29 protein-coding genes are annotated in these 26,481 nt (G+C 58.7%); 13 read left to right on the top strand and 16 right to left on the bottom strand.

Annotation, left to right across the window (positions count from 1 at the left end):
- The first annotated feature begins 433 nt into the window (after nucleotides 1–433).
- The 3 genes from ABY948_RS00745 (at nucleotide 434) to ABY948_RS00735 (ending at nucleotide 3,620) form a co-directional block, all read left to right on the top strand.
- The gene (locus ABY948_RS00745) at nucleotides 434–2,206 is read left to right on the top strand and encodes an SLC13 family permease (protein WP_461480582.1); all 1,773 of its coding nucleotides are present in this window, start codon (nucleotides 434–436) and stop codon (nucleotides 2,204–2,206) included.
- A gap of 78 nt (nucleotides 2,207–2,284) precedes the next feature.
- Complete coding sequence (locus ABY948_RS00740) at nucleotides 2,285–2,824, top strand: manganese efflux pump MntP (RefSeq protein WP_461480581.1); 540 nt, start codon at nucleotides 2,285–2,287, stop codon at nucleotides 2,822–2,824.
- A gap of 139 nt (nucleotides 2,825–2,963) precedes the next feature.
- Nucleotides 2,964–3,620: a DJ-1/PfpI family protein gene (locus ABY948_RS00735; RefSeq protein ID WP_461480580.1), complete on the top strand. Its 657-nt coding sequence runs from the start codon at nucleotides 2,964–2,966 to the stop codon at nucleotides 3,618–3,620.
- On the opposite strand, the gene ABY948_RS00730 is transcribed toward ABY948_RS00735, so the two are convergent.
- Nucleotides 3,617–4,573 (bottom strand): sensor domain-containing diguanylate cyclase, encoded by a 957-nt coding sequence (locus ABY948_RS00730; protein WP_461480579.1) that lies wholly within the window; start codon nucleotides 4,571–4,573, stop codon nucleotides 3,617–3,619. The genes ABY948_RS00735 and ABY948_RS00730 overlap by 4 nt on opposite strands.
- 382 nt (nucleotides 4,574–4,955) lie before the next feature.
- Between ABY948_RS00730 and typA the strand changes: the two genes are divergently transcribed.
- The gene (gene typA, locus ABY948_RS00725) at nucleotides 4,956–6,770 is read left to right on the top strand and encodes a translational GTPase TypA (RefSeq protein WP_461480578.1); all 1,815 of its coding nucleotides are present in this window, start codon (nucleotides 4,956–4,958) and stop codon (nucleotides 6,768–6,770) included.
- Between the two features lie 24 nt (nucleotides 6,771–6,794).
- Here typA and ABY948_RS00720 read toward each other — a convergent pair whose 3' ends face one another.
- On the bottom strand, nucleotides 6,795–7,385 hold the full coding sequence (locus tag ABY948_RS00720) for a DNA-3-methyladenine glycosylase I (protein WP_461480577.1): 591 nt from the start codon (nucleotides 7,383–7,385) through the stop codon (nucleotides 6,795–6,797).
- Nucleotides 7,386–7,459: 74 nt separating this feature from the next.
- On the opposite strand from ABY948_RS00720, the gene pip reads away from it, so the two are divergent.
- The gene (pip, locus tag ABY948_RS00715) at nucleotides 7,460–8,419 is read left to right on the top strand and encodes a prolyl aminopeptidase (RefSeq protein ID WP_461480576.1); all 960 of its coding nucleotides are present in this window, start codon (nucleotides 7,460–7,462) and stop codon (nucleotides 8,417–8,419) included.
- Here pip and yjgA read toward each other — a convergent pair whose 3' ends face one another.
- From yjgA to ABY948_RS00655, 12 genes are all read right to left on the bottom strand, one after another.
- Nucleotides 8,420–8,935, bottom strand: a complete 516-nt coding sequence (gene yjgA, locus ABY948_RS00710; protein ID WP_461480575.1) for a ribosome biogenesis factor YjgA — start codon at nucleotides 8,933–8,935, stop codon at nucleotides 8,420–8,422.
- A 10-nt stretch (nucleotides 8,936–8,945) separates the two neighbouring features.
- Nucleotides 8,946–10,304, bottom strand: coding sequence for a magnesium transporter (mgtE, locus tag ABY948_RS00705; protein ID WP_461480574.1), 1,359 nt, complete (start codon nucleotides 10,302–10,304; stop codon nucleotides 8,946–8,948).
- 89 nt (nucleotides 10,305–10,393) lie between these two features.
- Nucleotides 10,394–10,675 carry an HPr family phosphocarrier protein gene (locus tag ABY948_RS00700; protein ID WP_461480573.1) on the bottom strand — a complete coding sequence of 94 codons (282 nt, stop codon included), beginning with the start codon at nucleotides 10,673–10,675 and terminating at the stop codon, nucleotides 10,394–10,396.
- A gap of 23 nt (nucleotides 10,676–10,698) precedes the next feature.
- Complete coding sequence (gene rapZ / locus ABY948_RS00695; protein WP_461480572.1) at nucleotides 10,699–11,559, bottom strand: RNase adapter RapZ; 861 nt, start codon at nucleotides 11,557–11,559, stop codon at nucleotides 10,699–10,701.
- A 12-nt stretch (nucleotides 11,560–11,571) separates the two neighbouring features.
- The gene (gene ptsN / locus ABY948_RS00690; protein WP_461480571.1) at nucleotides 11,572–12,030 is read right to left on the bottom strand and encodes a PTS IIA-like nitrogen regulatory protein PtsN; all 459 of its coding nucleotides are present in this window, start codon (nucleotides 12,028–12,030) and stop codon (nucleotides 11,572–11,574) included.
- A gap of 6 nt (nucleotides 12,031–12,036) precedes the next feature.
- Nucleotides 12,037–12,324 (bottom strand): ribosome hibernation-promoting factor, HPF/YfiA family, encoded by a 288-nt coding sequence (gene hpf / locus ABY948_RS00685; protein WP_461480570.1) that lies wholly within the window; start codon nucleotides 12,322–12,324, stop codon nucleotides 12,037–12,039.
- A 26-nt stretch (nucleotides 12,325–12,350) separates the two neighbouring features.
- On the bottom strand, nucleotides 12,351–13,805 hold the full coding sequence (locus ABY948_RS00680) for an RNA polymerase factor sigma-54 (protein WP_461480569.1): 1,455 nt from the start codon (nucleotides 13,803–13,805) through the stop codon (nucleotides 12,351–12,353).
- Between the two features lie 120 nt (nucleotides 13,806–13,925).
- Nucleotides 13,926–14,651: an LPS export ABC transporter ATP-binding protein gene (lptB, locus tag ABY948_RS00675; RefSeq protein WP_461480568.1), complete on the bottom strand. Its 726-nt coding sequence runs from the start codon at nucleotides 14,649–14,651 to the stop codon at nucleotides 13,926–13,928.
- Nucleotides 14,651–15,157, bottom strand: a complete 507-nt coding sequence (lptA, locus tag ABY948_RS00670) for a lipopolysaccharide transport periplasmic protein LptA (RefSeq protein ID WP_461480567.1) — start codon at nucleotides 15,155–15,157, stop codon at nucleotides 14,651–14,653. The genes lptB and lptA overlap by 1 nt, the downstream gene beginning before the upstream one ends.
- Nucleotides 15,147–15,692 (bottom strand): LPS export ABC transporter periplasmic protein LptC, encoded by a 546-nt coding sequence (gene lptC, locus ABY948_RS00665; protein ID WP_461480566.1) that lies wholly within the window; start codon nucleotides 15,690–15,692, stop codon nucleotides 15,147–15,149. The genes lptA and lptC overlap by 11 nt, the downstream gene beginning before the upstream one ends.
- 27 nt (nucleotides 15,693–15,719) lie before the next feature.
- Entirely contained in the window at nucleotides 15,720–16,253 is a 534-nt protein-coding gene (locus tag ABY948_RS00660) for a KdsC family phosphatase (protein ID WP_461480565.1), read from the bottom strand.
- A gap of 2 nt (nucleotides 16,254–16,255) precedes the next feature.
- On the bottom strand, nucleotides 16,256–17,227 hold the full coding sequence (locus tag ABY948_RS00655) for a KpsF/GutQ family sugar-phosphate isomerase (RefSeq protein WP_461480564.1): 972 nt from the start codon (nucleotides 17,225–17,227) through the stop codon (nucleotides 16,256–16,258).
- A 302-nt stretch (nucleotides 17,228–17,529) separates the two neighbouring features.
- Between ABY948_RS00655 and ABY948_RS00650 the strand changes: the two genes are divergently transcribed.
- The 6 genes from ABY948_RS00650 to hisC all read left to right on the top strand — a co-directional run bounded on the left by ABY948_RS00650 (nucleotide 17,530) and on the right by hisC (nucleotide 22,793).
- Nucleotides 17,530–18,165, top strand: coding sequence for an MlaC/ttg2D family ABC transporter substrate-binding protein (locus ABY948_RS00650; protein WP_461480563.1), 636 nt, complete (start codon nucleotides 17,530–17,532; stop codon nucleotides 18,163–18,165).
- Between the two features lie 8 nt (nucleotides 18,166–18,173).
- A complete protein-coding gene (locus tag ABY948_RS00645) occupies nucleotides 18,174–18,404 on the top strand; it encodes a BolA family protein (RefSeq protein ID WP_461480562.1) in 231 nt (76 codons plus the stop codon).
- Nucleotides 18,405–18,478: 74 nt separating this feature from the next.
- Nucleotides 18,479–19,744 (top strand): UDP-N-acetylglucosamine 1-carboxyvinyltransferase, encoded by a 1,266-nt coding sequence (gene murA / locus ABY948_RS00640; RefSeq protein WP_461480561.1) that lies wholly within the window; start codon nucleotides 18,479–18,481, stop codon nucleotides 19,742–19,744.
- Between the two features lie 28 nt (nucleotides 19,745–19,772).
- Entirely contained in the window at nucleotides 19,773–20,399 is a 627-nt protein-coding gene (gene hisG / locus ABY948_RS00635) for an ATP phosphoribosyltransferase (protein ID WP_461480591.1), read from the top strand.
- Between the two features lie 3 nt (nucleotides 20,400–20,402).
- Nucleotides 20,403–21,713: a histidinol dehydrogenase gene (hisD, locus tag ABY948_RS00630; RefSeq protein ID WP_461480560.1), complete on the top strand. Its 1,311-nt coding sequence runs from the start codon at nucleotides 20,403–20,405 to the stop codon at nucleotides 21,711–21,713.
- 9 nt (nucleotides 21,714–21,722) lie between these two features.
- On the top strand, nucleotides 21,723–22,793 hold the full coding sequence (gene hisC / locus ABY948_RS00625; protein ID WP_461480559.1) for a histidinol-phosphate transaminase: 1,071 nt from the start codon (nucleotides 21,723–21,725) through the stop codon (nucleotides 22,791–22,793).
- A 6-nt stretch (nucleotides 22,794–22,799) separates the two neighbouring features.
- On the opposite strand, the gene ABY948_RS00620 is transcribed toward hisC, so the two are convergent.
- Together ABY948_RS00620 and ABY948_RS00615 are read right to left on the bottom strand one after the other, a co-directional pair.
- The gene (locus tag ABY948_RS00620) at nucleotides 22,800–23,951 is read right to left on the bottom strand and encodes a trypsin-like peptidase domain-containing protein (protein ID WP_461480558.1); all 1,152 of its coding nucleotides are present in this window, start codon (nucleotides 23,949–23,951) and stop codon (nucleotides 22,800–22,802) included.
- A 118-nt stretch (nucleotides 23,952–24,069) separates the two neighbouring features.
- Complete coding sequence (locus ABY948_RS00615) at nucleotides 24,070–24,582, bottom strand: Z-ring associated ZapG family protein (RefSeq protein ID WP_461480557.1); 513 nt, start codon at nucleotides 24,580–24,582, stop codon at nucleotides 24,070–24,072.
- 188 nt (nucleotides 24,583–24,770) lie between these two features.
- Here ABY948_RS00615 and zapE point away from each other — a divergent pair, with 188 nt between their 5' ends.
- Nucleotides 24,771–25,907 (top strand): cell division protein ZapE, encoded by a 1,137-nt coding sequence (gene zapE, locus ABY948_RS00610; protein ID WP_461480556.1) that lies wholly within the window; start codon nucleotides 24,771–24,773, stop codon nucleotides 25,905–25,907.
- 136 nt (nucleotides 25,908–26,043) lie between these two features.
- On the top strand, nucleotides 26,044–26,472 hold the full coding sequence (gene rplM / locus ABY948_RS00605; protein WP_461480555.1) for a 50S ribosomal protein L13: 429 nt from the start codon (nucleotides 26,044–26,046) through the stop codon (nucleotides 26,470–26,472).
- Nucleotides 26,473–26,481 lie beyond the last annotated feature (9 nt).

Here is a 26,481-nt window from a genome sequence, read left to right as displayed (position 1 = left end):
CGCGGTCGCGAAGCGGACAGAACACCACGGATTTACCCGTGGATGAATGCCATCTGCAAATCTCATTACGTAGTTTTGAGATTTGCTTTGACCCGCAGAGGGTCGAAGCACCATAGAACCCCGGCTTTAGCCGGGGGAATCTATGGCGAAATCGCGTGGCGACAGAACATCACGGAGTTGCCCGCGGATGAATGCCAGTTGCAAATCTCATGACAAAATTTAGAGGCTTTCTTTGGTCCGTTGCGGGCCGTAATCAAGTAGCAGCCAGCCTTTAGCCGGGGAAATCTATAGCTACTGTTCCGGCCATGGCATACCGCTGGATTCAGTGCGCTCTTTTTATATCAATAAGTGATATATATCAAAATATATTCTTTAATAGAATTAGTGGGCGGCCTTATTCTGCGCTCCTGTTTCGTGGTGAAAGGCGGAAATCATGGGTTGGCAGGGCTATCTATCTCTGGCGCTGACGCTGGGGGCGTTGTTGGTGCTGGCATTCAGCCGTATCGGGCCGCATTTGGTGATGATGGTGGTGCTGAGTATCCTGAGTATCAGCGGCATTCTGACTGCTGGCGAGGCCCTGTCAGGTTTCAGCAATAGTGGCGTCATCACTGTGGCGGCCATGTTCGTGGTGGCGGCGGGTATCTATGACACGGGTGGTATTGATTTGTTGGTTAACCGGCTGCTGGGACAGCCGCGCACGTTGCGGCGGGCATTTTCCCGGATTTTTGTGCCGGTCATTGCGCTGAGTGCCTTTCTCAATAACACGCCGGTGGTCGCCACCATGATCCCGGCAATCAACACCTGGGCAAAGCGCATTAATATCCCGCCTTCAAAGCTGATGATTCCTCTAAGCTATACGGCGATTCTCGGCGGCACCTTGACCCTGATCGGCACCAGTACTAATTTGGTGGTGAACGGGCAATACCAAGCGTTGACGGGAGAGCAGGGGTTGTCGATGTTTTCCATTACCGCGGTGGGGTTGCCCGTGGCGCTGGCGGGGATGGCGTTCATCTGGCTGTTTTTCCCCCGCTGGCTGCCGGCGCGGGACGACAAACAGTTGTTTGGCAGCGTTCGGGAATTTACTTTGGAGGTGGCGGTTGCCAAGGACGGTCCCCTGGTCGGCAAAACGGTTGCAGATGCCGGCCTGAGACATTTGCAGCGTGTTTATCTGGTGGAGATTGAGCGCGGCGATACGGTGGTGACGGCGGTGTCATCGGAAGAGCGACTCCATGGCGGGGATCGCTTGGTGTTTGCCGGTGAGACGGAAGCCATTGCCGACTTGCTGCGGATCAATGGGCTGGTGCCCTCCACGGCGGCCGGGGATGAGCCGGCGCTCGATATCCGGCGGGCGGAGCGGTGCTTGGTGGAGGCGGTGGTGTCTCCCCACTGCGATGCTGTGGGCCACGCTATCCGCGATGCTAAATTCCGTAACCGCTATGGTGCGGTAGTGCTTGCCGTGGCCCGTCATGGTGAGCGGTTGCAGGGCAGTCTGGGCAATATCCGTTTGGAAGCGGGCGACACGTTGATGCTGGAGGCGCGGCCGGCCTTTGTCAGCCGACAACGCTACAACCGGGATTTTCTGTTGATCAACGAACTCCATACCCGCACACCTCGGCATGAGCGCGCTTATCTCGCCTGGACTATCTTGTTTGGCCTGGTGTGCGCTGCCGCAATGGGTATCACCAGTATGTTGAATGCTGCACTGGCTGGTGCGGTCCTGATGATTGCCACCGGCTGTTGCTCGGTCAGTCAGGCAGAGAAGAGTCTTGATTTGATGGTGATCGTGACCATTGCCGCATCCTTTGCCATGGGGATGGCGCTGGAGAAAACCGGCGTTGCCGGCCTGTTGGCGCAGGCCATAATCGAGTTGAGTGCTGGCAAGCCCTGGCTGCTACTGATTCTGTGCTATGTGTTGGTGTCTTTGCTGACTGAGTTGATTACCAATAATGCTGCCGCTGTGTTGGCGTTACCGATCGTGCTGGAACTGACGGAAAAGGCCAGCCTTAACGTGGAGCCCTTTCTCTTCGCGGTGATGATGGCGGCCTCTGCCAGTTTTGCCACGCCTCTGGGGTATCAGACCAACCTGATGGTATACGGGCCGGGCGCCTACCGGTTTGGCGATTTTCTGCGGGTGGGCCTGCCGATGAACGCCTTTGTCGGGGCGGTAACATTGATCGTCTTGTTGGTTGGCTGGCCGTTACAGTAGGTATCAGGGCTGCGAATACTTGCTGTGCTGCCATGATGATTTTAAAGTGCCACGCTGTATCCGTGAAGGGGAAGAACCATGGTTGAAGTGTTGTTGTTGGCGGTGGCCCTGAGCATGGATGCCTTTGCCGTTTCCATTGGCTTGGGCGCCAAACACCAACGCCGGACGTTGTCGCTGGCGCTGATGTCAGGGGTGTATTTTGGCCTGTTCCAGGCGCTGATGCCCATGATCGGTTATCTGGGCGGCAGGGGGGTGCTCGGCTGGATCGAGGCCTTTGCACCTTGGGTGGCCTTCCTGTTGCTGCTGCTGGTCGGCGGCAAAATGATCTACGAATCCTTTGCCGAAGGGGTGGAGGAGGACATTGCCAATATTACCCATCGGGTGATGCTGATACTGGCCATCGCCACCAGTATCGATGCCATGGCGGCGGGCTTTGCTTTGACTCTGCTGGAGGTGGGGCCGCTTATCGCCTGCCTGGTCATTGGTGTCACCACCTATCTGTTCAGCCTGCTGGGTGTTTTTATCGGCGCCAAGAGTGGTACCTGGCTGGAGAGCAAGGCGGAGCTGTTTGGCGGCGTGGTGCTGATCCTGATCGGCCTGAAGATATTGCTGGATTAGCCCTATCCAACCGGCTCGGGGGCTCGAAAGGGTTGCCGGGGCGCGGCGGGTTTGCGAGCATGGGGCGGGGAGGCGTTCGGGCATCGCTGCCTTTGCGCTCTATGGATAGGGCCAAACCTGGTAAAGGGGTAATCCGTCGATGCGCAAGAAGCTCGGTATTCTGATCTTTGATGAAGTCGAAGTGCTGGATTTCAGCGGACCCTTCGAGGTATTTTCCGTGGCGCGCCTCAATGAGGAAAGTCGTCGTTCGGAGCCGTCGCCATTCGAGGTGGTACTGATAGCCCAATTCGACAGGCCGGTGATGGCCACCGGGGGGCTGAAGGTAATACCCGATACCACCTTTGAGCACTGCCCGTCGCTGGATCTGTTGATTGTCCCGGGGGGGCTGGGTACCCGTTGGGAAATGCACAATGAAAAGCTGCTGGACTTTGTCCGGCAGCGGGCGCCGCAGCTAGAATTGCTGGCCTCAGTCTGTACCGGTGCCTTGATTCTCGCCAGCGCCGGCTTGCTGGACGGCCTGACGGCGACTACCCACTGGCATTCACTGCAACTGTTACACGAGTTATTTCCCGGTATTGATGTCGACCGCCAGGCGAGAGTAGTGCTGGATGGCAAGGTGATGACTTCGGCCGGCATTGCCGCAGGCATCGATTTGTCCCTGGACATTCTGGCCCGCTATTTCGGTGAAGACGTGGCGAGATTCACGGCGAGTTATATGGAGTACCCCTACCCGGGTGAAGAGGGCTTCGGAAGAGCGAGTCGCGGGGAAGGGGGGGCACCTCATCCCGGTGATTAGGTCGGTGCCTTGACGCTCTGATTGCGCCCGCGGGCTTTTGCCTCGTACAGTGCCTCGTCCGCCAGGGCGACCAGTTGCAAGGGGCTGCTTTCGGAAGACGGAATCGTCGAGACGATGCCGTCGCTCAGGGTGACCAGGTCGGATGCACTGCTGGTTTGATGGGGAATCGCCAGCCTGGCAATGTTGGCGCGAATCCGCTGGCAAATATTGTGTGCCCCCTCGAGGCAGGTGTTCGGCAGCAAAATACAAAATTCTTCACCGCCGTATCGGAAGGCCAGGTCGCTGCAGCGCAACAGGCTCCGTTGCAGTGAGCCGGCGACGGACTTCAGGCACTCGTCCCCTGCTATGTGGCCATAGTGGTCATTGTATTGTTTGAAGTAGTCGATATCCAAAAGAATCAGCGACAGGGGTTCGCGGTTGCGCATGGCGCGCCGCCACTCCTGGTCCAGGTGCTCGTTGAAGTGGCGGCGGTTGTAGAGACCGGTTAATTCATCGGTGACGGCCATGGCTTCGAGGGTGGCCTGGGCTTTCTTCTGTTCGGTGATATCGCGAACGGTTTCCACCACCGCAATCAGCTTGCCCTGCTCGTCATAGACCGGGCTCGCATCAACTGCCAGGTAGAGCCGGGAGCCGATGCGCGGCAGGACACTCCAGTTTTCTGCATTGTAGCCATTGCCGTAGATCGAGGGCCGGGCGTGGACGGCATACAGTTCGCCCAGTTCGCTGGTGCGGCCTTGGGCGAGCACGTCCGCCAGGCACATACGCTGCTTTGCATAGAAGGCCTTCCAGTGGTCGCGGGTGCCGATGACCTCATCGGCAGCGATACCGGTTAACCGTTCGCAGGCCTTGTTCCAGATGGCGACTTTACCGTCCCGGTCGAGAACAAAGGTTGCTGTAACAAGGTGTTCCAGCAGGTTAACTGCAAAATCATTTTGTTGCGGATGATCTGTCAAGGGTGAGACCTGTGCGGCGTCTAGTCATGTAATTATTATTGTGCTCTGTATCACATGCTATTCGATATGGTCAAGCCACACAACCAAAGGTTGTAAGCTGTTGGGGTGACATTTCCCGGTGTGAAGTGGCTGGTGCCGAACGCTGTCGTGATGCGTTGAGTGGCCGATTTGAGATTAATGCGCGCAATGACTTTGCCCAAGGCAGGGCGCAGCCGACCAGTGTTTCAGGGTGTGGGCGTCTGCTATTGATCTTGCCGGTGCGGTTTTTTAGCGGGGATCAGCAAAGCGTTAGGCGCGAAAGGCGGGCGCTGAAGAAAAATCTGCTTTCAGTTGGCACAACCGCTATAATCCGCGCCTATTTTTACACCTGCCGAGAAATCCTGTGATCGAAAAACTCCGCAATATCGCCATTATTGCTCACGTTGACCATGGCAAAACCACCCTGGTGGACAAACTGCTGCAGCAGTCCGGTACCCTGGATCGCAAGGCCATGGGCGCAGAACGCATCATGGACTCCAACGATCAAGAGCGGGAGCGCGGCATTACCATCCTGGCCAAGAACACTGCCATCGAGTGGAATGGCTACCGCATCAACATTGTGGATACCCCCGGTCACGCCGACTTTGGCGGTGAAGTGGAGCGGGTGCTGTCCATGGTGGACTGTGTGCTGTTGCTGGTGGATGCGGTGGACGGCCCCATGCCGCAGACCCGTTTCGTCACCCAGAAGGCGTTTGAGCAGGGCTTGAACCCGATTCTGGTGGTCAACAAGGTGGACCGCCCCGGAGCGCGTCCCCATTGGGTGGTGGATCAGGTGTTCGATCTGTTTGATCGACTCGGCGCCACCGACGAGCAACTGGACTTTCCGATTATCTACGCCTCCGCCCTCAATGGGGTGGCCGGCAATGAGCCGGATGAGCTGGCGGAGGATATGACCCCGCTGTTCCAGATGGTCGTGGACAAGGTGAAAGCGCCGGAAGTGGACCGTGAAGGTCCGCTGCAAATGCAAATCAGTGCCCTGGATTACAGCAGTTACGTGGGCGTTATCGGCATCGGCCGCATCACCCGCGGCAAACTGAAGACCAACGAGCAGGTGGTGGTGGTGGATCGCGAGGGCAAAAGCCGCCGCGGTCGCGTATTGCAGGTGATGGGTTACCGCGGTCTGGAGCGCTTCGAAGTGGAGCAGGCCCAGGCGGGCGATATCGTCTGTATCACCGGTATCGACAAGCTGAATATTTCTGACACCATCTGCAGCCCGGAAAAACCGGAGGCGATGACGCCGTTGAGCGTCGATGAGCCCACCGTGAGCATGACTTTCCAGGTCAATGATTCCCCCTTTGCCGGGCAGGATGGCAAGTTCGTGACCTCCCGCAACATCAAGGAGCGACTGGAGCAGGAGCTGATTCACAACGTGGCCCTGCGGGTCAAGGAGGGCGACAGCCCGGACAAATTTGTGGTCTCCGGTCGCGGTGAACTGCATTTGTCGGTGCTGATCGAAAACATGCGCCGCGAGGGCTTTGAGCTGGGCGTTTCCCGCCCCGAAGTGATCAAGAAGGAAGTCGATGGCGCAATCCATGAGCCCTACGAGCAAGTGGTGATCGACATTGAAGAGCAGCACCAGGGCGCCGTGATGGAAGAGCTGGGACTGCGCAAGGCGGAAATGGCCAACATGGAACTGGATGGCAAGGGCCGGGTGCGACTGGAATTTATCGTGCCGTCCCGCGGCCTGATCGGCTTCCGCTCGCTGTTCCTGACGCTGACCAGCGGCTCCGGCATCATGACCAGCATTTTTGACCACTACGGTCCGGTCAAGGCCGGTGAAATGGCCGGTCGCCAGAACGGTGTACTGGTCTCCATGACCAAGGGCAAAACCCTGGCCTACGCCCTGTTTAACCTGCAGGATCGCGGCCGCTTGTTCCTGGGGCACGGTGCTGAAGTGTACGAGGGGCAGATCATTGGTCTGCACTCGCGCAACAATGACTTGCCGGTGAACCCCACCAAGGCCAAGCAGCTCACCAACATCCGTGCCGCGGGCACCGATGAAAACCTGGTGCTGTCGCCGCCGATCCGCCACACCCTGGAGCAGGCGCTGGAGTTTATTGCCGAAGATGAACTGGTGGAGGTGACGCCCCACCACATCCGTGTGCGCAAGAAACTGCTCACCGAAAACGAGCGCAAACGCGCCGGTAAAAACGTCTGATCCCCTTGCCGGGACCGCGGGCCGTTAAGTTGCCGCGCATTCCCGGTGTCGAAAGCACGCCACCAGGTGGTCGTTGACCACCCCGGTGGCCTGCAAATAGGCATAGCAGATGGTGCCGCCGAAAAAGCGGAAGCCGCGCTGTTTCATGTCCTTGCTGATTTGGTCCGATAGCCGGGTGCAGGCGGGTACGTCGCCCATCTGCTGCCAGCTGTTCTGGATCGGTCGGTCGTCCACAAACCCCCACAGGTAATTCGCAAAGCTGCCGAGTTGTTGCTGTACCCGCAGAAACTGGCGTGCATTGTTAACGGCGCTGGCAATTTTCAGGCGGTTGCGGACAATGCCCGAATCGCCCATCAGTCTGGCCATCTCCAGCTCATCGAAATTTGCCACCATTTGCGGGTCGAATCCGGCAAAAGCGCGCCGATAATTTTCCCGTTTTCGCAAAATGGTAATCCACGCCAGGCCGGCCTGGGCGCTCTCCAGCACCAGAAACTCGAACAGGGTTGTATCGTCCCGGCAGGGGGATCCCCACTCGGTGTCGTGATAGCGCTGATAGAGATCGTCACCCTGGCACCAGGGGCAGCGGGTCGGTTGTACAGCTCGGTTGGTTGGCATAGGGTTACTGTAGATTATCCCGGCGTATGAAGGTACTGTAAGCCGACGTTTTGACGAGTCAAATGGACCCGCTGATGAGAACGTTTTACCCGCGTATTAAACCCTATGCGAGCCACTGGCTGGCGGTGGACGCGCTGCACAAACTGTACATTGAAGAAGTGGGCAATCCCGATGGCATCCCGGTACTATTTGTACACGGTGGCCCCGGCGGCGGTTGTACGGAAAATGATCGCCGCTTCTTTGACCCGGAAAAATACCGCATCATTTTGTTTGACCAGCGCGGCAGCGGCCGCTCCAAGCCCCATGCAGAACTGCGCCACAACAGCACGCCGGAGCTGGTGGCCGATATGGAAAAAATCCGCGCGCTTCTCAAGGTGGAGCAGTGGGTGTTATTCGGCGGTTCCTGGGGCTCTACACTCAGTCTGGTCTATGCCCAGAGCCACCCGGGGCGGGTGTTGGGAATAATCCTGCGGGGTGTATTCCTCTGCCGGCAGCAGGACATCGACTGGTTTTACCAGGATGGCGCCAGTCATGTTTATCCCGATTACTGGCAGGATTTTGTGTTGCCGATCCCGGCCGCCGAAAGAGGCGACATGCTGGCGGCGTACCACCGGCGCCTGACCGGCAACAACGAGATTGAGAGGATGGCCGCGGCCAAGGCCTGGTCGATCTGGGAGGGTCGCTGTGCCAGCCTGCATCCGAATCAGGAGCTGGTGGAATACCTGGGGAGTCCGCACACCGCATTGGCCATGGCGCGGATCGAGGCGCACTACTTTGCCCATGGCGCCTTTCTGGAAGAGAACGAGATTATTGCCAATGTGGAGCGATTGCGGGGTATTCCTGCGGTGATCGTGCACGGTCGCTACGACATGGTCTGTCCGGTGGATCAGGCCTTTGCCCTGTCCCGGGCCTGGCCGGAGGCGAGGCTGGAAGTGATCCGGGATGCCGGTCACGCCTCCTCGGAACCCGCGACACTGGCGGCGCTGGTCGATGCCACCGACAGCCTCGCCAAAACCCTGCAGGATGTCTCCTGACTAACTGTTGTCCCGCAGGTACTGGAACAGTTTGCGCGCCGCCGCCGGGGGCTTGTTTTGTGAAGCCTCTTTTTGCGCCTGGCGAATCAATTGGCGCAGGTGTTGGCGGTCCAGCTCCGGCATTTCAACCAGCAGCTCCTCCATCGCCCGATCGCCCTCGTTGACCAGTCGCTCCCGCCAATTCTCCAGGCGGTGGAAGTGCTGCCGGAAGGCCAGGCTGTCGTGGTGAAAGCTGTCCAGCGCCCGCTGGATGGCATCGCTGTCGATGACGCGCATGATTTTGCCAATATATTGCAGCTGGCGTCGCTTGCCCTCGCGGTTTTTTAGGCGTCGCGCCAGCATCACCGCTTCCTCCAGCTCTTCGGGCATGGGGATTTTCGCCAGTTTCGCCGGCGACAGGTTTACCAGTTCTTCACCCATTTTTTGCAGGGCGGTCATCTCGCGTTTTACGGCGGATTTGCTTTTGGGTTGTTCTTCGTCCGGTGTCAGTTCGGGAAAATCGTCGTCAATGCTCATGGTTCAGTCGTTAACCGTAAAACAGGGTGGCAAGCCCGAGGAATGAGAGAAAACCCACCACATCCGTCACGGTGGTGAGGGCGACACTGCCCGCCAGGGCGGGGTCGATGCGACAGGCTTTCAGCAGGATCGGCAGGCCGGCCCCGGCAACGGCAGCCGCGACCAGGTTGATGGTCATGGCGGCGGCGATGATCACGGCGATCAACGGATCCTGGAACCAGAGTGCCGCCACCGCCCCCATGACCAGCGCCCACAGCATGCCGTTGAGGGCGCCCACCGCAAATTCCTTGCTCATCAGCCAGCGCATGTTGTTGCGGCTGATCTGCCCCAGGGCCATGCCGCGGATCACCACCGTGAGGGTTTGACTGCCGGCGACACCGCCCATACTGGCGACAATGGGCATCAAAATTGCCAGTGCCACCACCTTGTCGATGGTGGCCTCGAAGATATTGATGACGGCCGAGGCGAGAATGGCGGTCATCAGGTTCAGGCCCAGCCACACGGCGCGGCGGGGGGCGGTGCGTCGCACCGAAGCAAAGGTTTCTTCCTCGTCACTCAGGCCCGCGAGACCCAGCAGTGAGTGGGCGGCGTCTTCCATGATCACGTCCACCACGTCATCGATGGTAATCCGGCCCAGCAGTTTGTTGTTGACGCCAATGACGGGGGCGGAAACCCAGTCGTGCTTTTCGAACAGCAGCGCCACTTCGGAGTCCGGCATGTCGGCGGGAATGGCGTCCACCTGGGTGACCATGATTTCCCGCACGGTGATGTTGGGACTGGCGGTCAATAACTTGGTGAGTGGCAGCATGCCGAGGAAGGTATCTTCACGGTTGACCACAAAGAGACTGTCGGTGACCTCGGGGATTTCCTCATGGCGGCGCAGGTAGCGCAGCACCACATCGATGGTGATGTCCGGACGAACCGTGATGGTGTCCGTATTCATCAGGCCGCCGGCGGTATCCTCATCGTAAGTGAGTACTCGCTCTACACGCAGGCGGTCCTGAATGCTCATGGCTTGCAGGACTTCCGGAATCACCTGGTCGGGCAATTGTTGCAGGATGTCGGCGACATCGTCCGGGTCCAATCCCTCGGTCAACGACGCCACTTCATGACTTTCCATCTCACTGAGGATTTCACCGCGCAGCTCTTCATTGAGCTCGCCGATGACTTCCCCCTCGAGTTCAGTATCTACCAGATCCCAGAGTACCCGGCGCACCTTGGGCGGGGCGGATTCAATCTGGTCGGCGATATCGGCGGGGGTGAGGTTGTTCAGCATGTGTCGCAACAGCCGAACATTGCTGGAATGCATCAGTTCATCGATGCTGGCGAGCCGTGACAATCGGCTGACTTTTTCGCTGGGCGCCTGCATGTGATGAGTAATCCCTGGCTCTCGGTTGGATGGCCGATAGTGTATAGGGGGGCGTTACAAAATTACAGTGAAGTCGCATCCGCGCGGGGCTATTGTTCCTCGTCGAAGCGATTGGCGATCAGCTGTTCGATGTCGCGGTGGGCGCGCTCGGCATCGCCGCCGTCAAAGTGGAAATGCAGGGTGGTTCCCTGGGTCGCGGCCAACAGCATCAGTGACATGACACTTTTGGCATCGACAAGTTTTTCCGGGTCTCGGCCCGTTTTGATGATGCAGCCGTATTTGCCCGCCGTGGAGGCAAGTTTTGCGGCAGCCCTGGCGTGCAGCCCCAGGCGGTTAATGATGGTGAATTCTGTGCGAATAGCTTGCGACATAGGTGTCCTTGGTCTCGGGGCTGTCAGGACAGCTCGCGGTGCCTAACCTGCACATTGGGGTGCAGGGAGGTGAAATGGTTACCCAGTTCATTGCAGATGTAAACAGAGCGATGTTGTCCCCCTGTGCAACCGATGGCAATGGTCAGGTAACTGCGGTTGTTGGCGCAAAAAGAGGGTATCCAGTGCGTAAAAAATTGCTTGAGATCGCCGATCATCCTGGCGACTTCAGGTTGTGTTTCAAGAAATTCGATCACCGGTTGGTGGTTGCCGGTAAAGGGTCTCAGTTCCTGTTTCCAGTGGGGATTGGGCAGGCAGCGCACATCGAAAACAAAATCGGCGTTGGCGGGAATGCCCCGCTTGTAGGCAAAGGACTCGAACAGCACGGCCATGTCATCAGTGCTGTCCGGGACGATCTGTTTCTTGATGACATCGCGCAGCTGATGGAATGTCATGGTGCTGGTGTCGATCCGGCGATTGGCGATGGAGGCAATTGGATCCAGCAGTTTGGTTTCCAGGGCGATGGCTTCATTGATGTCGAGGCGATCGGAGCTCAGCGGGTGCTTGCGGCGGGTTTCGCTAAAGCGCTGAATCAGCACGCCATCGCCGGCGTCCAGGAACACCACTTCGTAGTTGACCCCGGAGGCCTTGAGCTGGTCGAGGAGTTGCGGCAGCTGCCCCAAATCGCTGGAGAGGTTGCGAACGTCAATACCGATGGCGATTTTTTCCAGCCAGCGGCGATTGCCGGGGTCGCTGGCCAGCTGAAAAAGCCCCGGGAGAAGGCTGGCGGGGAGGTTGTCGATACAGGTAAAGCCGACATCCTCGAGAACATTCAGCGCGGTGCTTTTACCGGAACCGGAACGCCCACTGACGACCACCAGTCTCATGGGGAGATATCCTCAGGCGGCCCGGTTGGCAATGGCGACCTGATACAGGGAATCGTTCGAGCCGGCCTGGCGCAACTCCTGGCGGACGCTTTCGTCCTGGAGCAGCTCGGCAATGGCGGACAGAACCTGTAGATGCTGGTCGTTTTGTTCTTCGGGGACGATCAGGGCAAAAATGAGGTCCACCGGCTCGCCGTCAATGGCGTCAAAATCCACCGGCTCCTGAAGCTTGATCAGTGCGCCGGTGATTTTATCGCAGCTGGCGAGGCGGCAGTGGGGAATGGCCACGCCCTCGCCAATGCCGGTGCTGCCCAGCCGCTCGCGGGACAGCAGACCCTGGTAGAGTTCATCCGCGGTGACGCCGACCATTCTTTCGGCCAGGAAATCGGAGAGATTTTCCAGCACTTTTTTTTTGCTGCCTCCCGGGGCATTGGCGACAATGTTTTCCGGGACTAGTACGTCGTTGAGTTTCATCAGCAATTATCTACCGCGGTTCTTTTCCTTGTGTTTGATAAGCTGGCGGTCCAGTTTGTCCACAAGTATGTCGATGGCCGCGTACATATCTTCGTTTTCGGAGTCGGCAAAGAATTCACCGCCGCTCACATGCACAGTGGCTTCGGCTTTCTGGATCAGTTTGTCCACCGAGAGAATGACGTTGGTGGTGGTGATGCGATCGTTGTGACGCTCCAGTTTGGAGAGTTTGCTGGTGACATAGTCCTTAATGGCATCGGTAATGTCGAGATGATGTCCGCTGATATTCATTTGCATGCGGTACTCCTTACTTAGTTGTGGGATTAAACATTGGGGTGGTAGCGCTTCCTTTCGCTGGAGGACGGTATACCCATCCCCTCTCGGTATTTTGCCACGGTGCGTCGTGCCACCTGAATGCCCATGTCCTGCAGCAGGGTGGTCAGTTTGTTGTCGCTGAGCGGCTTGCCGGGATTTTCTGCACTGATCATCTTCTTCAGGATAGCGCGAATAGCCGTGGAAGAGCACTCCCCTCCGCTGGCAGTGGAAACGTGGCTGGAAAAAAAGTATTTGAGCTCGAACACACCCTGGGGCGTATCGATATATTTTTGGGTGGTCACCCTCGAAATAGTGGACTCGTGCAGTTCCAGTCGGTCGGCAATATCAGCCAGTACCATGGGTTTCATGGCCACCGGACCCTGCTCCAGAAACCCCTGTTGCATCTGCACAATACAGGAGGCTACCCGCATCAGGGTGTCATTGCGGCTCTCGATACTGCGCAGGAACCACTTGGCTTCCTGCAGGTGGTTTTTCAGGAACGTGTTTTGCTGGCTGGAGTCGGCCCGTCGAATCAATTGGGCGTAATGCTGGTTGATGCTGATCCGCGGGGTGATGTCTTCATTGAGTGATACCTGCCAATGGTTGTTGGCCTTGATCACGCGCACATCCGGCACCACGTATTCGATGTCGTCATTGCTGATGATATCCCCGGGGTTGGGGGAAAGGGTCTGGACCAACAGGACCGCCTGTGCGATGGACTCCTGGCTAAAACCGGTCAGGCGCTCGATCTGGCGGTAATCCCTCTGGCCAACCAGCTCGAGATGGTTGGCCACCAGTTTTTTGGCTTCCTGGAGAAAGGGGGTCTCCGGTGAGAACTGGTTGAGCTGGATCAGCAAGCATTCCGCAAGACTGGTGGCGGCGACCCCCGGCGGGTCAAATTGCTGGATGCGGTGCAGTACGGCAACCACTTCGTCCAATTCGATCTCATCATCCAGGGCTGACCAGATTTCCTCGACAGGGAGTATCAGCATGCCCCGGCTGTCAATGGCGTCAATGATGTTTTCGCCGATCAGATGGTCCGTAGGGGTCAGGGGTGTCAGGTTGAGTTGCCAGAGCAGGTGGTCCTGCAGGGAGTCCGTGACACTGTGCACGCTGTCGAAGTCGTGGGCATCGCCACTGGAGAGCCTGGGAGCCGGGGATGGCTGATAGATATCATCCCAGTTGGCATCCACCGGCAATTCCGTGGGTATTTTATTTTCCCAGTCGTCACCGTTGAGGTCGGTGGTTTCCACTTCCGGAGCGTCTTTCTGGGGTTTGGTGTCGCTGGCCTCGAGCTGGTTTTCCGATTCTTCGGTCAACTCCAGCAGCGGGTTGTCGTAGAGGTTTTGCTGAATTTCCTGGTGCAGATCCAGTGATGATAATTGCAGCAACCGAATAGCCTGTTGCAGCTGAGGGGTCATCGTCAACTGCTGACCAATTTTCAGTTGCAGGCTGGCTTTCATCTAGTTACAACGTGTGGTTTGCGGAAATGGATGCTTACGGTGAAAGTGTAGACTGCCGAAAGGTGGTGTGACAAGCAAATTGTGTGCCGCTCTGCCCCAAGTCTGTGCGTGGCGGTTCCTTTACAGGGTGAAGTCTTCGCCGAGGTAGATGTCGCGCACCTGCTGGTTGGCCACGATCTCACTCGGTTGTCCCTGGGCGATGACCCGTCCCTCGCCGACGATGTAGGCGTGTTGGCAGATGTCCAGGGTTTCGCGAACGTTGTGGTCGGTGATCAGTACACCGATGCCCATGTCGCGCAGAAAGCGGATAATCTGTTTAATGTCATTGACGGAAATGGGGTCCACGCCGGCAAACGGCTCGTCGAGCAGAATGAAGGCGGGCTCCATGGCCAGGGCGCGGGCAATCTCAACCCGTCTGCGTTCGCCGCCGGACAGGCTCATGCCCTGGGTGTCCCGGATATGGGTGATATGGAAATCCTGGAGCAGTCGTTCCAGCTTCTCCATGCGCTGATCCCTGTCGAGGTCCTTTCTGGTCTCGAGGATGGCGAGGATGTTGTTCTGCACGGACATTTTGCGAAACACCGACGCTTCCTGGGGCAAATAACCAACACCCATGCGGGCTCGTCCGTGCATGGGTAAATGGGTGATATCTTTATCGTCGATGTGGACGGTGCCGCCATCCTGTTCGACCAGGCCGACGATCATGTAAAAGCAGGTGGTTTTCCCGGCGCCGTTGGGGCCGAGTAATCCGACAATAGCGCCGCTTTCAACCGTCAGCGATACATCGCGGATCACCGGTCTTTTCTTGTAGCTTTTTGACAGGCTGGAGGCCTTGAGAATCGACATCAATTCCCTTCCTTCTGATTGCTTGGCGGAATCACCATCTGGATACGTTTTTTCGGATCGTCGCCCGCAGTGGCTTTGACCACCTCCGCTTTCAGGTCGTAGTGGATTTTGTCGCCGGTAATGGTGGTGCCGTTTTGTTCCAGGCTGGCATTTTTCAACAGATCAATGCGGTCGGCTGCCAGGTGGTATTCGATCGTGTCACCGCTGGCGAACAGCAGGCCCTGTTGCGGTTTGGGCTGTTGCTGGTAATGGGCCGGTTTGCCGATGCAGACAATACGGGACACCTGGTTGTTTGCGTCACTGTAAAGGGTGACCTTGTCAGCCCGGATCTTGATGGTGCCCTGGACGATAACAACGGATCCCTCGTACACGGTGGTTCTCTTCTTGTCGTTGCGCTCGGCGCGGTCAGATTCAATCGTGATCGGCTGGCTGCCGTCGCTCGGCAAGGCAAAACTCAGTGGGGCCGGCAGGGCCAGCAATATGATTAGCAACAACCTACGGCGCACGGTGGACTCCCTTTACATTGGCTAGCAGCTTGAAGATTTCGGCATTCAAGTCCGCCCACATGCCGGTGCCGGTGGTTTTTTCCTGCTCGGTGATCAGGGTGACCCGGCTGTTGGTCTCGGCAATATGAGTATCTGGATACAGAGTTAATTTGTCGGTGTGCATTTCTTTCTTGGTGGCCGGCGTGGCTTGCTGCCAGGCGTAAACCGAGCCAACAAAGACAGCGCGCTCGCCGCCCTTATAAACAGTGCCCTTATCGGCACTCATGTGCCAGGGCTGTTCCTCGGTCTGCTTGCCGTAGGACACCATCTTGGGGTTTTCCGCCTCCAGTCGATTGCCGCGGTTGTAATGGCGAGCTTCGGTGGCCAGCATGCTGCTGGATTTTGCCCCGGCCTTGTTGTAGTTCAACATACTGATGTTCAGCATATAGCTGTCCGCTTTCGGCAGTTCTTCACCGTCGCTGGGGGGCCTGGTCAAAAATATCTCCGGAGGCGACAGCCAGAACAACAGGAAAATGCCGGCAGAGCCAATCAGCATGACCATTATCAGTATATTGCGCATAACCTAGAGGTAGTCAGCCAAGATGGATTCCAGTTTGTCCTGAGCCCGCAGAATCAGCTCGGCCAGTTCGCGAACCGCCCCTTGTCCTCCAGAGGCGGTGGTTTGCCAAAGTGCCTGTGTGGCGACTAGGGCGCTGGCATTGGCAACGGCAACCCCCAGGCCCACGCGGCGAATTACCGCCAGGTCTGGCAAGTCGTCGCCCAGAAAAGCAATCTGCTCTAGGCTGTAATCACCGCTGGCCAATACCTCATTGAGGGCGTTGAGTTTGTCCTCGCGGCCCTGTACCACCAGTTCTATGCCCAGTTCCTTGGCCCGCCGGGCTACCAGGGCGGAACTGCGACCGGTAATAATGCCCACTTTGATGCCATTTTTCTGGAGCAGTTTTATGCCCAGCCCGTCCTGGATGTTGAAGGCCTTAAGCTCCTCGCCGTTATTGCCATAATACAGGCGGCCATCGGTCAGCACCCCGTCCACGTCGAGCAGCAGCAGGCGGATCTGTCTGGCCCGGCTAATGATTCTCTGGTTTACGATGGGCATGCCTACACCACCCCGGCACGCAAGATGTCGTGCATGTGCAATACGCCGATAGGATGCATGGTGGAATCCTCCACAACCAGTGCGGTAATTTTATTGTCTTCCATGATTTTCAGCGCTTCCGCGGCGAGCAATTCGCGGTGGACCGATTGGCAGCGGTGCTTGATCAGTTGGCCAATCTGGGTGTGGTTGATATCGATATTGTTGTCGACCGCCCGGCGCAGGTCGCCGTCGGTGAAAACACCCAGTAGCGTGCCGGCCTCGTTGATGACGGTGGTCATGCCGAAGCCCTTGGTGGTCATTTCCAGCAGGGCATGTTTGAGCGGGGTATCTTCCCTGACCTGGGGGAGGGCATCGCCGCTGTGCATGATGTTTTCCACCTTGAGTAACAGCTTGCGACCCAGCGCGCCGCCGGGATGGGAGAAGGCAAAATCTTCTGCGGTAAAGCCGCGCGCTTCCAGGAGCGCGATCGCCAGTGCGTCGCCCATGACCAGCGTAGCGGTGGTGCTGGTGGTCGGCGCCAGCCCGAGAGGGCAGGCTTCGCTGGGGACGCGCACATCCAGGTGGGCCTCACTGGCCTGGGCCAGTATGGAATCCGGATTGCCGGTCATGCTGATCAGGGGTATTCCCATTCGTTTGATCAGGGGCAGCAGGGTGATGACCTCTGCGGTGGTGCCGGAGTTGGAGAGGGCGAGCACCACATCGTTTTCGGTGATCATGCCGAGATCGCCATGGCTGGCTTCCCCCGGGTGGACAAAAAAAGACGGGGTTCCGGTGCTGGCGAGGCTGGCGGCAATTTTGCGGCCGATATGGCCGGACTTGCCCATGCCGGTGACGATCACGCGGCCCTTGCACTGCAACGCCAGTCGGCAGGCGCAATCAAAGGTCTCGCCAATGCGTTCCTCTAACAGGCTGACGGCCTCGGCTTCGAGGCGAATGGTGCGGCGCGCGGCCTCTGCAAAATTATGGTGGGTCATTTTCTACCAGGAAAAAATTTTCGCAAGTATAGCGGCAACCCGAGGTTGTCGTAAGGTCTGGTGACCGGAATTGCGTCGGCGTCGGAGATAAAGTGTGCCGGATCAATAGCGCCGCTGCGGAGTTCGGGAGCGGGTGCGGCATGTTTCGTAAAGCGGGGCTCAATGGTATAGTGCAGGCCTTTTTAGCAGGTGACTTTTGGCACTTGGCGGGAAAGTCGCAGTCCAACAGCTATCGAAAGGCCTGTTGGGGTTGGTGGTGTTACTTAACAAATAAAGAGAGGGTATCTGTGATGTGCGGCAGATTGAAACAAACCATCGTAATGTTCCTGTTCCTGATGTTGGCGGGCGCGGCCGTCGCCGATACCGGCGAGGTGGCTGCTGAGTCAGCGGTTCAGCCTCCCCATGAGTTGGTGCAATCGATTACCACTGAGCTGTTGAAATCGATTGCCGCTCATCGCGATTCCTTTGAGCAGGATCCCGAGCCGTTCTTCACTGAACTGGATTGCCTGCTTGGCAAGGCGGTGGATTTCCGCTGGATTGCCTATAACGTGATGGGGCCTTACCGGGCTCAGGCCACTGATGAGCAACTGCAGCGCTTTGCTGTCGCTTTCCGTCGCGATTTGGTTGAAACCTATGGTCGCGGCCTGGTTTCCTACGGTGACGAGACCATCGTTGTCCTGCCCCCTGATGGCGACCTGAGCGGTCAGCGCAAGGCCACCGTGCAACAGGAAATTCGCGGTGCGGATGGCGTTTTTCCGCTCTACTATTCCATGGCGCTGAACAAGCAGGGTGAGTGGAAAATCACCAATGTGGTGATCAACGGCATCAACCTGGGCAAGACATTCCGCAATCAGTTTTCCCAGCGCGCCCAGAAGTATGGTGGCGATATCGATCAGGTGATCGATAGCTGGACCAGCAAATCGGAAACCGAGGCCTGAGGAAAGCGATGAATCCGGATGACGTTAAAGCCCTGCTATTGGCGGGGTTGCCAGGCTGTGATGTGTCTGTCGACTACGACGGTCACGACTTTAATATCCATGTGGTGGGTGAAATATTCCAGGGGCTGCGCAAGGTGCAGCGCCAGCAAAAAGTGTTGGGTGTGTTGCACGAGCAGATCACCGGTGGCGCAATCCACGCGGTCAATGTTAACGCCGCCACCCCCGACGAGCAGGAGTGAAGCCTGCGGGGTAGCGGTTTGCCCCGCCGCCTCCGTGCTATCCGGTCTGTCTAATCGATCATCAAGGGTCTTGAATGGATAAATTGTTGATCTCCGGGGGTGGACCACTTTCCGGGGAAATCCGCATTTCTGGGGCGAAGAACTCGGCGCTGCCGATTCTGGCGGCGACCTTGCTGGCAGATGGCCCGGTCATGGTCTCCAACGTTCCCCACCTCAATGACATTACCACCATGTTTGAATTGCTCGGTTGTCTGGGCGTGACCGTGGTGCTGAATGAAAAAATGCAGGTGGAAGTGGATGCTACCACCCTGCACAGCCACGTCGCCCCCTATGACCTGGTCAAGACCATGCGCGCCTCCATTCTGGTGCTCGGACCGATGCTGGCAAAATTTGGTGTGGCCAGTGTGTCCTTTCCCGGTGGTTGCGCCATCGGCAGCCGCCCCGTAGACCTGCACCTGCGCGGTCTGGAGATGATGGGTGCCGAAATTGACATTGCCGGTGGCTACATCAATGCCAGGACCAAGGGTCGTTTGAAGGGCGCGCATATCCTGATGGATATGGTGTCGGTGGGCGCCACGGAAAACCTGGTCATGGCCGCTGCACTGGCCGAGGGCACGACGATCATCGAGAACGCTGCCCGGGAACCGGAGGTGGTTGACCTCGCCAACTGTATCAATACCCTGGGCGGGAAAGTCACTGGGGTGGGTACTGCCACGCTGACCATCGAGGGTGTGAAAACCCTGCACAGCGGCAGTTATCGCATCATGCCCGACCGCATTGAAACCGGTACCTACCTGGCGGCTGCCGCGGCGACCCGTGGACATATCAAGCTGAAGGATACCAACCCCCATATACTGGAGGCGGTATTGCTGAAGCTGGAGGAAGCCGGCGCCAAGATTACCCTCGGTCCGGACTGGATCGAACTGGATATGGAGGGGCGGCGGCCCAGGGCGGTGAACTTTAAAACTGCCCCCTATCCGGCGTTTCCCACCGATATGCAGGCCCAGCTGACCACGGTGAATGCCGTCGCCGAGGGGGTGGGGACGATTACCGAGACCATTTTTGAAAACCGCCTGGTGCAAACCCACGAGCTGAACCGCATGGGTGCCAAAATCAGTCTGGAGGGCAACACCGCCATCGTGACCGGGGTGGAGCGCCTCAAGGCGGCACCGGTGATGGCCTCTGATTTGCGCGCCTCCGCCAGCCTGGTGATCGCCGGTCTGGTGGCCGATGGTGAAACCCTGGTCGATCGCATTTACCATATCGATCGCGGTTACGAATGTATCGAAGAAAAATTTCAGCAGCTGGGTGCCAATATCCGCCGTATCCCCGGCCGATGACCCCGTCACGGAAAAGCATGTGAGCGCTATGCAGATTACCATTGCCCTGACCAAGGGGCGCATTCTTGAAGAGACCTTGCCGCTGTTGGCGCAGGCCGGCATCGAGCCCGTCGAGGACATCAAGACCAGTCGCAAGCTGGTGTTTGATACCTCCCGCGAGGGGGTGCGGCTGCTGGTGCTGCGGGGCTCGGACGTGCCCACCTACGTACAGTTCGGCGCCGCCGATCTGGGCGTGTCCGGCAAGGACACGTTGCTGGAGCACGGAGGCGACGGACTCTACGAGCCGCTGGATCTGGGCATTGCCCGCTGTCGCATGATGACCGCCGCCGTGGCCGGCGCCCCCCCCGCCCCCGGGCGCATCCGCGTGGCCACCAAGTACGTGAACATCGCCCGGCGCTTTTATGCGGAACAGGGGCGACAGGCGGATATCATCAAACTCTACGGTGCCATGGAGCTGGCTCCGATCATGGCGCTGGCCGATGAAATCGTCGATATCGTCGATACCGGCAACACCCTGCGCGCCAACGGTCTCGAGTCCCGTGAAACCATTGCCGAGATCAGCTCGAGATTGATCGTCAACAAGGCGGCCATGAAAGTAAAACACCGCCAACTGCAGGGCATTATCGATAGCCTGCGTCAGGCGGTGGCCGGATAAGCCATGAGCGACGGGATTAACATTAAACGACTGGCGGTGACCGATGGGGATTTTGATACCCGTCTGGAAGGGCTGTTGGCCTGGGAAACCGTTTCGGACAGCAAGGTCGAGCAGGTTGTGGCGGAGGTGCTGGGGGCTGTTCGCCAGCGCGGCGACCGGGCGCTGGTGGAATATACCAATCGCTTTGATCGCCGCGATGTCAGTGCTGTGTCCGAGCTGGATCTGTCGGCCGAGGCGCTGGCAGCGGCGCTGGCAGCGATTGGCGACAGCGAGCGCCAGGCGCTGGAGTTGGCGGCGGAGCGCATTCGCCGTTATCACCAGCACCAGTATCAGGAGTCCTGGAGTTATCGGGAGGTGGACGGCACCCTGCTGGGGCAGCAGATTACCCCACTGGACCGGGTGGGAATCTACGTGCCCGGCGGCAAGGCCAGTTATCCCTCCTCGGTGCTGATGAACGCCTTGCCCGCCAAGGTGGCAGGGGTGGCGGAAATCATTATGGTGGTACCGGCGCCCGGTGGTGAATTGAACCCACTGGTGCTGGCTGCGGCAGCAATCGCCGGTGTCGACCGCGTGTTTACCCTGGGTGGGGCCCAGGCGATCGCCGCCCTCGCCTACGGCACCGAAACCGTGCCGCGGGTGGATAAAATCGTCGGTCCCGGCAACATCTACGTCGCCACCGCCAAGCGGGCGGTATTCGGCGCCGTCGGCCTGGACATGGTGGCGGGGCCCTCGGAAATCCTGGTGGTCTGCGATGGGCAGACCGATCCCGACTGGATTGCCATGGACCTGTTTTCCCAGGCCGAGCACGACGAAGATGCCCAGGCCATTCTGGTGAGCCCCGACCAAGGGTTCCTCGAGCGGGTCGCCGACAGTATCAACCGCTTGCTGCCCACCATGGAGCGGGCGCCGATGATCCGCGCCGCCCTGGAAAACCGCAGTGCCCTGATCGCCGTGGCCGACATGGATGAAGCGGTGGCGCTGATCAACCGCATCGCCCCTGAGCATCTGGAGCTGTCCGTGGCCGATCCGGAGGCATTGCTGCCGCGCATCCGCCACGCCGGTGCCATTTTCATGGGGCGCTATACCGCCGAGGCACTGGGGGATTACTGCGCCGGACCCAACCACGTGTTGCCCACTTCCATGACGGCGCGGTTTTCCTCGCCGCTGGGGGTCTACGATTTCCAGAAGCGCAGCTCGGTGATCATGTGTTCCGCCGAGGGCGCTTCGGCGCTGGGTAAAACCGCTTCGACCCTGGCCCGGGGGGAAGGTCTTACCGCCCACGCCCGTTCCGCTGAATACCGCATCCGGGATTGAGGTGGCGAGGTGAGCAACCCCTTCTGGAGTGACATTGTTCGCGACCTCGAGCCCTATGTGCCGGGGGAGCAGCCGAAACTGGCCAATCTGGTCAAATTGAACACCAACGAGAACCCCTATGGGCCCTCGCCAAAGGTGCTGGAGGCGATTGCGGGCGAGTCCGGCGACAGCCTGCGCCTCTACCCCGACCCCAACGGTTCAGCACTGAAACAGGCGATTGCCGAGTATTACCGGGTCAGCCCGGAGCAGGTTTTTCTGGGCAATGGCTCCGACGAGGTGCTGGCACATATCTTTCAGGGCCTGTTGAAACACGCCCGCCCGATTCTGTTCCCCGATATTACCTACAGCTTTTACCCGGTCTATTGTGGTCTCTACCAGGTGCCGTTCGAGCGGGTACCGCTGACGGAGGATTTCAGCATCCGCGTGGCGGATTACTGCCGCGACGGCCGGGACAATGGCGGCATTATCTTCCCCAACCCCAACGCGCCCACTGGCAAACCGTTGCCGCTGGCCGATATCGAGTGGTTGCTGCAGCACAATCGCCAGTCGGTGGTGGTGGTCGATGAGGCCTATATCGATTTTGGCGGTGAAACCGCCATCGCACTGGTGGATCGCTACCCCAACCTGCTGGTGACGCAGACCTTGTCAAAATCCCGCTCCCTGGCGGGGCTGCGCATCGGCTTCGCCGTTGGCGACGCCGGTTTGATCGAGGCGCTGGAGCGGGTGAAAAACAGTTTCAACTCCTATCCCCTGAGCCGCTTTGCCATAGTTGGTGGCGTGGCGGCTTTTGCCGATGAGGCCTATTTTCGGGAGGTGTGCGGTCGTGTTATCGACAGCCGCCAGCAGCTGGTGGCTGAGCTGACCGGGCTGGGGTTTGAGGTGCTGCCGTCGGCCGCCAACTTTATCCTGACGCGCCATCCGCAACAGGCTGCGGCGGAACTGATGGCGCAACTGCGCCAGCGGGGCATCATTGTGCGGCACTTCCAGCAGCCGCGTATCGAGCAGTATTTGCGTATCACCATTGGCACCGCGGAGCAGAATGCGCAACTGGTGATGGCGCTTCAGCAAATCATCGGCTGAGGGCGATTAGCTGCCGGTGGCCGGTCGGGTGCCGGCCACGGCCATGATGGTGCTTTTCTCACCGTTGCGAACCACTTCCAGTTTTACCGAATCCCCCGGCGACAGATCGGCGATCAGGGTCATGCTGCGCTCGTTGTCCACCACCCAGTAGTCGTTGATGCGGGTAATGATGTCTCCGGGCTGCAGGCCCGCCAGGTGGGCGGGGCTGTTGATATAGATGTTGGTGATAACCAGTCCCGCGGGCGGGTCGAGCTCCAGCTGCAGTGCCGCTTCCCGGGTCAGGGGACTGGCCTCGACACCGAGCCAGCCGCGAATCACATAGCCGTGTGCGACGATATCCTGCAGCACTTTCATGGCGGTGTTGGCCGGGATCGCAAAGCCGATGCCCACGGAATAGCCGGTGCGATCCAGAATCGCCGAGTTAATCCCCAGCAGGTTGCCGTGTGCGTCCACCAGTGCGCCCCCCGAATTGCCGGGATTAATGGCGGCATCGGTCTGGATAAAGTTTTCAAAGGTGTTGAGGCCCAGCCCATTGCGACCGGTGGCACTGATAATGCCCTGGGTCACCGACTGGCCCACGCCAAACGGGTTGCCAATGGCCAGCACCACATCGCCGACCCGGGCCCGGGCGGGGTCGCCGATTTTCGCCGGGGTCAGCCCGTCCAGGTCAACCTTGAGTACGGCCAAATCCGTGTCCGGATCACTGCCCACTACTTTCACCATGGTCTCGCGGCCATCCTGGAGCTGTACGACGATCTCGTCTGCGCTTGCCACCACATGGTTGTTGGTGAGGATATAGCCCTCTCTGGAGAGAATGACACCGGAGCCGAGGGAGGACTCCATGCGCTGCTGCTGGGGCAAATTGCTGCTGTTAAAGAAGCGGCGAAAAAACGGGTCGTCCAGCAGGGGGTGGCGGGGGCGTTCCAGCGTCTTCTGGGTGTAGATGTTCACCACGGAGGGGGCGGCCCGGCGCACGGCGGAGGAATAGGAGACCGGGCCCTCCCAGCTGTTGCTGACATCCGGAGACAGGCCGCCGGTTTCCATGTCGTTGTGGTGATTGAGTGCCTGGGGAAACAGCAGCAGCGCGAGTGCGGCCATGAGTAGCCCGGCAATGGTGGGCCAACTGATGTAGCGCAAAAATCGGTATAGGGCGGACACTCACCTCTCCTCTCGCTGGCGGGTCAGCCATTATGGCACAAACCGGCCAGATTCGAGATGCTGAGGGTGGTACAGCGGAGACTGTGGCACCCGGGGGTGGGTGCCCTGTCGTGGCGGTCTAGCTGACCTTGAGTGTGGGGTCGTCTTCGTCGGTAATTTCTTTGGCCACATCATTGGCCACTTTCAGGTGACGGCCTTCGAAGGAGGGGCGTTCGTCCCTGAGGCCATATTCCTCGCTGAGAATCCCGCCAGGCACTTTGGGTGCGTAGTCCTTGGGAGGGGCGGGCAGCTCTGTGATGGGGAGCGCCCCATCTTTCAGCTGGCCAAAGCCGGCATCCACCATCTTGCGGCTGGTTTCCGGGTTGGTCAGGAGCATCGCGCTGGACGAAAGCTGTTCGTGTACATCGCGGTAGCTGTGGGAAAGATCGTTAAACAGCTTGGCGGTTTTGGCAAAGTGTTCGGTCACCTCGTGCTGGTAATCCTTCAGCTGGTTTTGTGCTTCGTTCAACTGCTTCTCGGTGTCCTTGCGCTGTTGCTCCCTGGGGTTGAGCGAGCGACCCAGTAGCAGGCCAACAACCAGACCGGCGGCCAGGCCCAGCAGGCCAGTAAGTAGTAACGTGTTGGTGTCCAAGCGTCGATCCCCCGGGGTTATTTCAGTCTCTGAGCTTATAGTCTGAAAGAAGGCGGGACGCTAGGCAACCGTTTTTGGGGGGAATCCAGTCGCGAAGTACGGCGGCGGCACCGGTTGCTAAACGGCGCGTGCGCGGCTACAGTTCCCCGCCTACCGTTTCCCAGTCCTCTTCGACAACACTTCAGCTTATGAATCGGGCCAGTTCCAGCGTTCGCCTGTCACCGCAACAGCGCTACCAGCACGACTTGCAGCAGCAGGGGTTCAACTACGATCCCTCCCAGGAAAAGGCCGTTGCGCTGTTGCAATCCCTGCATGAGCAGCTCGTCATGCCGGCGCCCCTGACGGGCAGGGGACTGCTGGCCGGGTTCAAGCGCCGTTTTCAGCAGCCTGAGCCCGTTGTTCCGGTTCGGGGGCTCTATTTCTGGGGTGGTGTGGGACGGGGCAAAACCTACCTGATGGATAATTTTTTCGAGTCGCTGCCCTTCCCGGAAAAGCTGCGCGCCCATTTTCACCGCTTCATGCGGCGGGTGCACCGGGAGCTGGAATTGTTTAAGGGGGAGAAAAACCCCCTGGAGAAAGTGGCGGACAATATTGCCGCGGAAGCCCGGGTGATCTGCTTTGACGAGTTTTTCGTGGCCGACATCACCGACGCCATGCTGCTGGGCACCCTGCTGGAATTGTTGTTTGCCCGGGGGGTGACCCTGGTGGCGACGTCCAACCTCGTGCCGGACCGCCTCTATGAAAACGGCTTGCAGCGCCAGCGCTTTCTGCCGGCCATCGCCTTGCTCAACCAGCATACTCGGGTGGTGAATGTGGATGGCGGGGTGGATTATCGGCTGCGGGCACTGGAGCAGGCGGAGCTCTACCATGCGCCGTTGGGTGCCGGAGCGGAGCTGGCCATGCTGCAGGCGTTCAACAGCCTGGCTCCGGCTGCGGGCGAGGTGGAAGAAGCGGTCGAGGTGGACGTGGAGGGGCGCCGGATTCCCTGCCGCTTTGTCGCCGAGGATGTCATCTGGTTCGACTTTGACATCATTTGTAACATCCCGCGCAGTCAGAACGACTATATTGAACTGGCGCGGGAGTTCCACGCTGTGCTGGTGGGCAACGTGCAGCAGATGGGCCGCAAGAATGATGATCAGGCGCGGCGTTTTATCAATCTGGTGGATGAGTTCTACGACCGCAACGTGAAGCTGGTCGTGTCGGCCGAGGTGGAGATGGCGGCGCTCTACACGGAGGGCAAGCTCAACTTTGAGTTTGAGCGCACCCGCAGCCGGCTGTTGGAGATGCAGTCCCACGAGTATCTGGCTCGGCCGCACCGGCCCTGAACAGCACAATTTTGTTGCAAATCAGAGCTGTTCGGAGCGTCGGCGGGTTGGCTGAAAAATATCCTTGAAAAGGCTATACGCGATCTGTAAAATGCGCCCTCCTTTTGGGAAGGCCAAAAAGTTCAGGCAGGAAAAGATGAAAACATTTATTGCGAAACCCGAAACTGTCCAGCGCGATTGGTTTGTCGTGGACGCTGCTGACAAGACATTGGGTCGTTTGGCTGCCGAAGTTGCGTCACGTTTGCGTGGCAAGCATAAGCCCGAATACACTCCCCACGTTGATACCGGGGACTATATTGTCGTGGTTAATGCCAAGCAGGTTCGTGTGACAGGCAACAAGGCTAAAGACAAGATTTACCACAGCCACACCGGTTACCCGGGTGGTTTGAAGTCCATCAGCTTTGAAAAATTGATCGACAAGGCTCCTGAGCGCACCATCCAGAGCGCCGTTAAAGGCATGCTGCCGAAAGGTCCGCTGGGGCGCGCCATGTTCAAGAAGCTGAAAGTGTACGCTGGCGCTGAGCATCCCCATACTGCTCAGCAGCCGCAAGAACTGAATATCTGACGGATAGCT

It is taken from the genome of Porticoccus sp., assembly GCF_041592135.1.
In the GTDB taxonomy this organism is placed as follows: Bacteria; Pseudomonadota; Gammaproteobacteria; order Pseudomonadales; family Porticoccaceae; genus Porticoccus.
This window is presented reverse-complemented; position numbering and strand designations above follow the sequence as displayed.

What these genes read in the sequence shown, in the direction of transcription:
- ABY948_RS00745 (WP_461480582.1), top strand. Translation starts at nt 434, where the DNA reads ATGGGTTGGCAGGGCTATCTATCTCTGGCGCTGACGCTGGGGGCGTTG.
- ABY948_RS00740 (WP_461480581.1), top strand. Translation starts at nt 2,285, where the DNA reads ATGGTTGAAGTGTTGTTGTTGGCGGTGGCCCTGAGCATGGATGCCTTT.
- ABY948_RS00735 (WP_461480580.1), top strand. Translation starts at nt 2,964, where the DNA reads ATGCGCAAGAAGCTCGGTATTCTGATCTTTGATGAAGTCGAAGTGCTG.
- ABY948_RS00720 (WP_461480577.1), bottom strand. Translation starts at nt 7,385, where the DNA reads ATGCCAACCAACCGAGCTGTACAACCGACCCGCTGCCCCTGGTGCCAG.
- pip (WP_461480576.1), top strand. Translation starts at nt 7,460, where the DNA reads ATGAGAACGTTTTACCCGCGTATTAAACCCTATGCGAGCCACTGGCTG.
- yjgA (WP_461480575.1), bottom strand. Translation starts at nt 8,935, where the DNA reads ATGAGCATTGACGACGATTTTCCCGAACTGACACCGGACGAAGAACAA.
- mgtE (WP_461480574.1), bottom strand. Translation starts at nt 10,304, where the DNA reads ATGCAGGCGCCCAGCGAAAAAGTCAGCCGATTGTCACGGCTCGCCAGC.
- ABY948_RS00700 (WP_461480573.1), bottom strand. Translation starts at nt 10,675, where the DNA reads ATGTCGCAAGCTATTCGCACAGAATTCACCATCATTAACCGCCTGGGG.
- rapZ (WP_461480572.1), bottom strand. Translation starts at nt 11,559, where the DNA reads ATGAGACTGGTGGTCGTCAGTGGGCGTTCCGGTTCCGGTAAAAGCACC.
- ptsN (WP_461480571.1), bottom strand. Translation starts at nt 12,030, where the DNA reads ATGAAACTCAACGACGTACTAGTCCCGGAAAACATTGTCGCCAATGCC.
- hpf (WP_461480570.1), bottom strand. Translation starts at nt 12,324, where the DNA reads ATGCAAATGAATATCAGCGGACATCATCTCGACATTACCGATGCCATT.
- ABY948_RS00680 (WP_461480569.1), bottom strand. Translation starts at nt 13,805, where the DNA reads ATGAAAGCCAGCCTGCAACTGAAAATTGGTCAGCAGTTGACGATGACC.
- lptB (WP_461480568.1), bottom strand. Translation starts at nt 14,651, where the DNA reads ATGTCGATTCTCAAGGCCTCCAGCCTGTCAAAAAGCTACAAGAAAAGA.
- lptC (WP_461480566.1), bottom strand. Translation starts at nt 15,692, where the DNA reads ATGCTGATTGGCTCTGCCGGCATTTTCCTGTTGTTCTGGCTGTCGCCT.
- ABY948_RS00660 (WP_461480565.1), bottom strand. Translation starts at nt 16,253, where the DNA reads ATGCCCATCGTAAACCAGAGAATCATTAGCCGGGCCAGACAGATCCGC.
- ABY948_RS00655 (WP_461480564.1), bottom strand. Translation starts at nt 17,227, where the DNA reads ATGACCCACCATAATTTTGCAGAGGCCGCGCGCCGCACCATTCGCCTC.
- ABY948_RS00645 (WP_461480562.1), top strand. Translation starts at nt 18,174, where the DNA reads ATGAATCCGGATGACGTTAAAGCCCTGCTATTGGCGGGGTTGCCAGGC.
- murA (WP_461480561.1), top strand. Translation starts at nt 18,479, where the DNA reads ATGGATAAATTGTTGATCTCCGGGGGTGGACCACTTTCCGGGGAAATC.
- hisG (WP_461480591.1), top strand. Translation starts at nt 19,773, where the DNA reads ATGCAGATTACCATTGCCCTGACCAAGGGGCGCATTCTTGAAGAGACC.
- hisD (WP_461480560.1), top strand. Translation starts at nt 20,403, where the DNA reads ATGAGCGACGGGATTAACATTAAACGACTGGCGGTGACCGATGGGGAT.
- zapE (WP_461480556.1), top strand. Translation starts at nt 24,771, where the DNA reads ATGAATCGGGCCAGTTCCAGCGTTCGCCTGTCACCGCAACAGCGCTAC.
- rplM (WP_461480555.1), top strand. Translation starts at nt 26,044, where the DNA reads ATGAAAACATTTATTGCGAAACCCGAAACTGTCCAGCGCGATTGGTTT.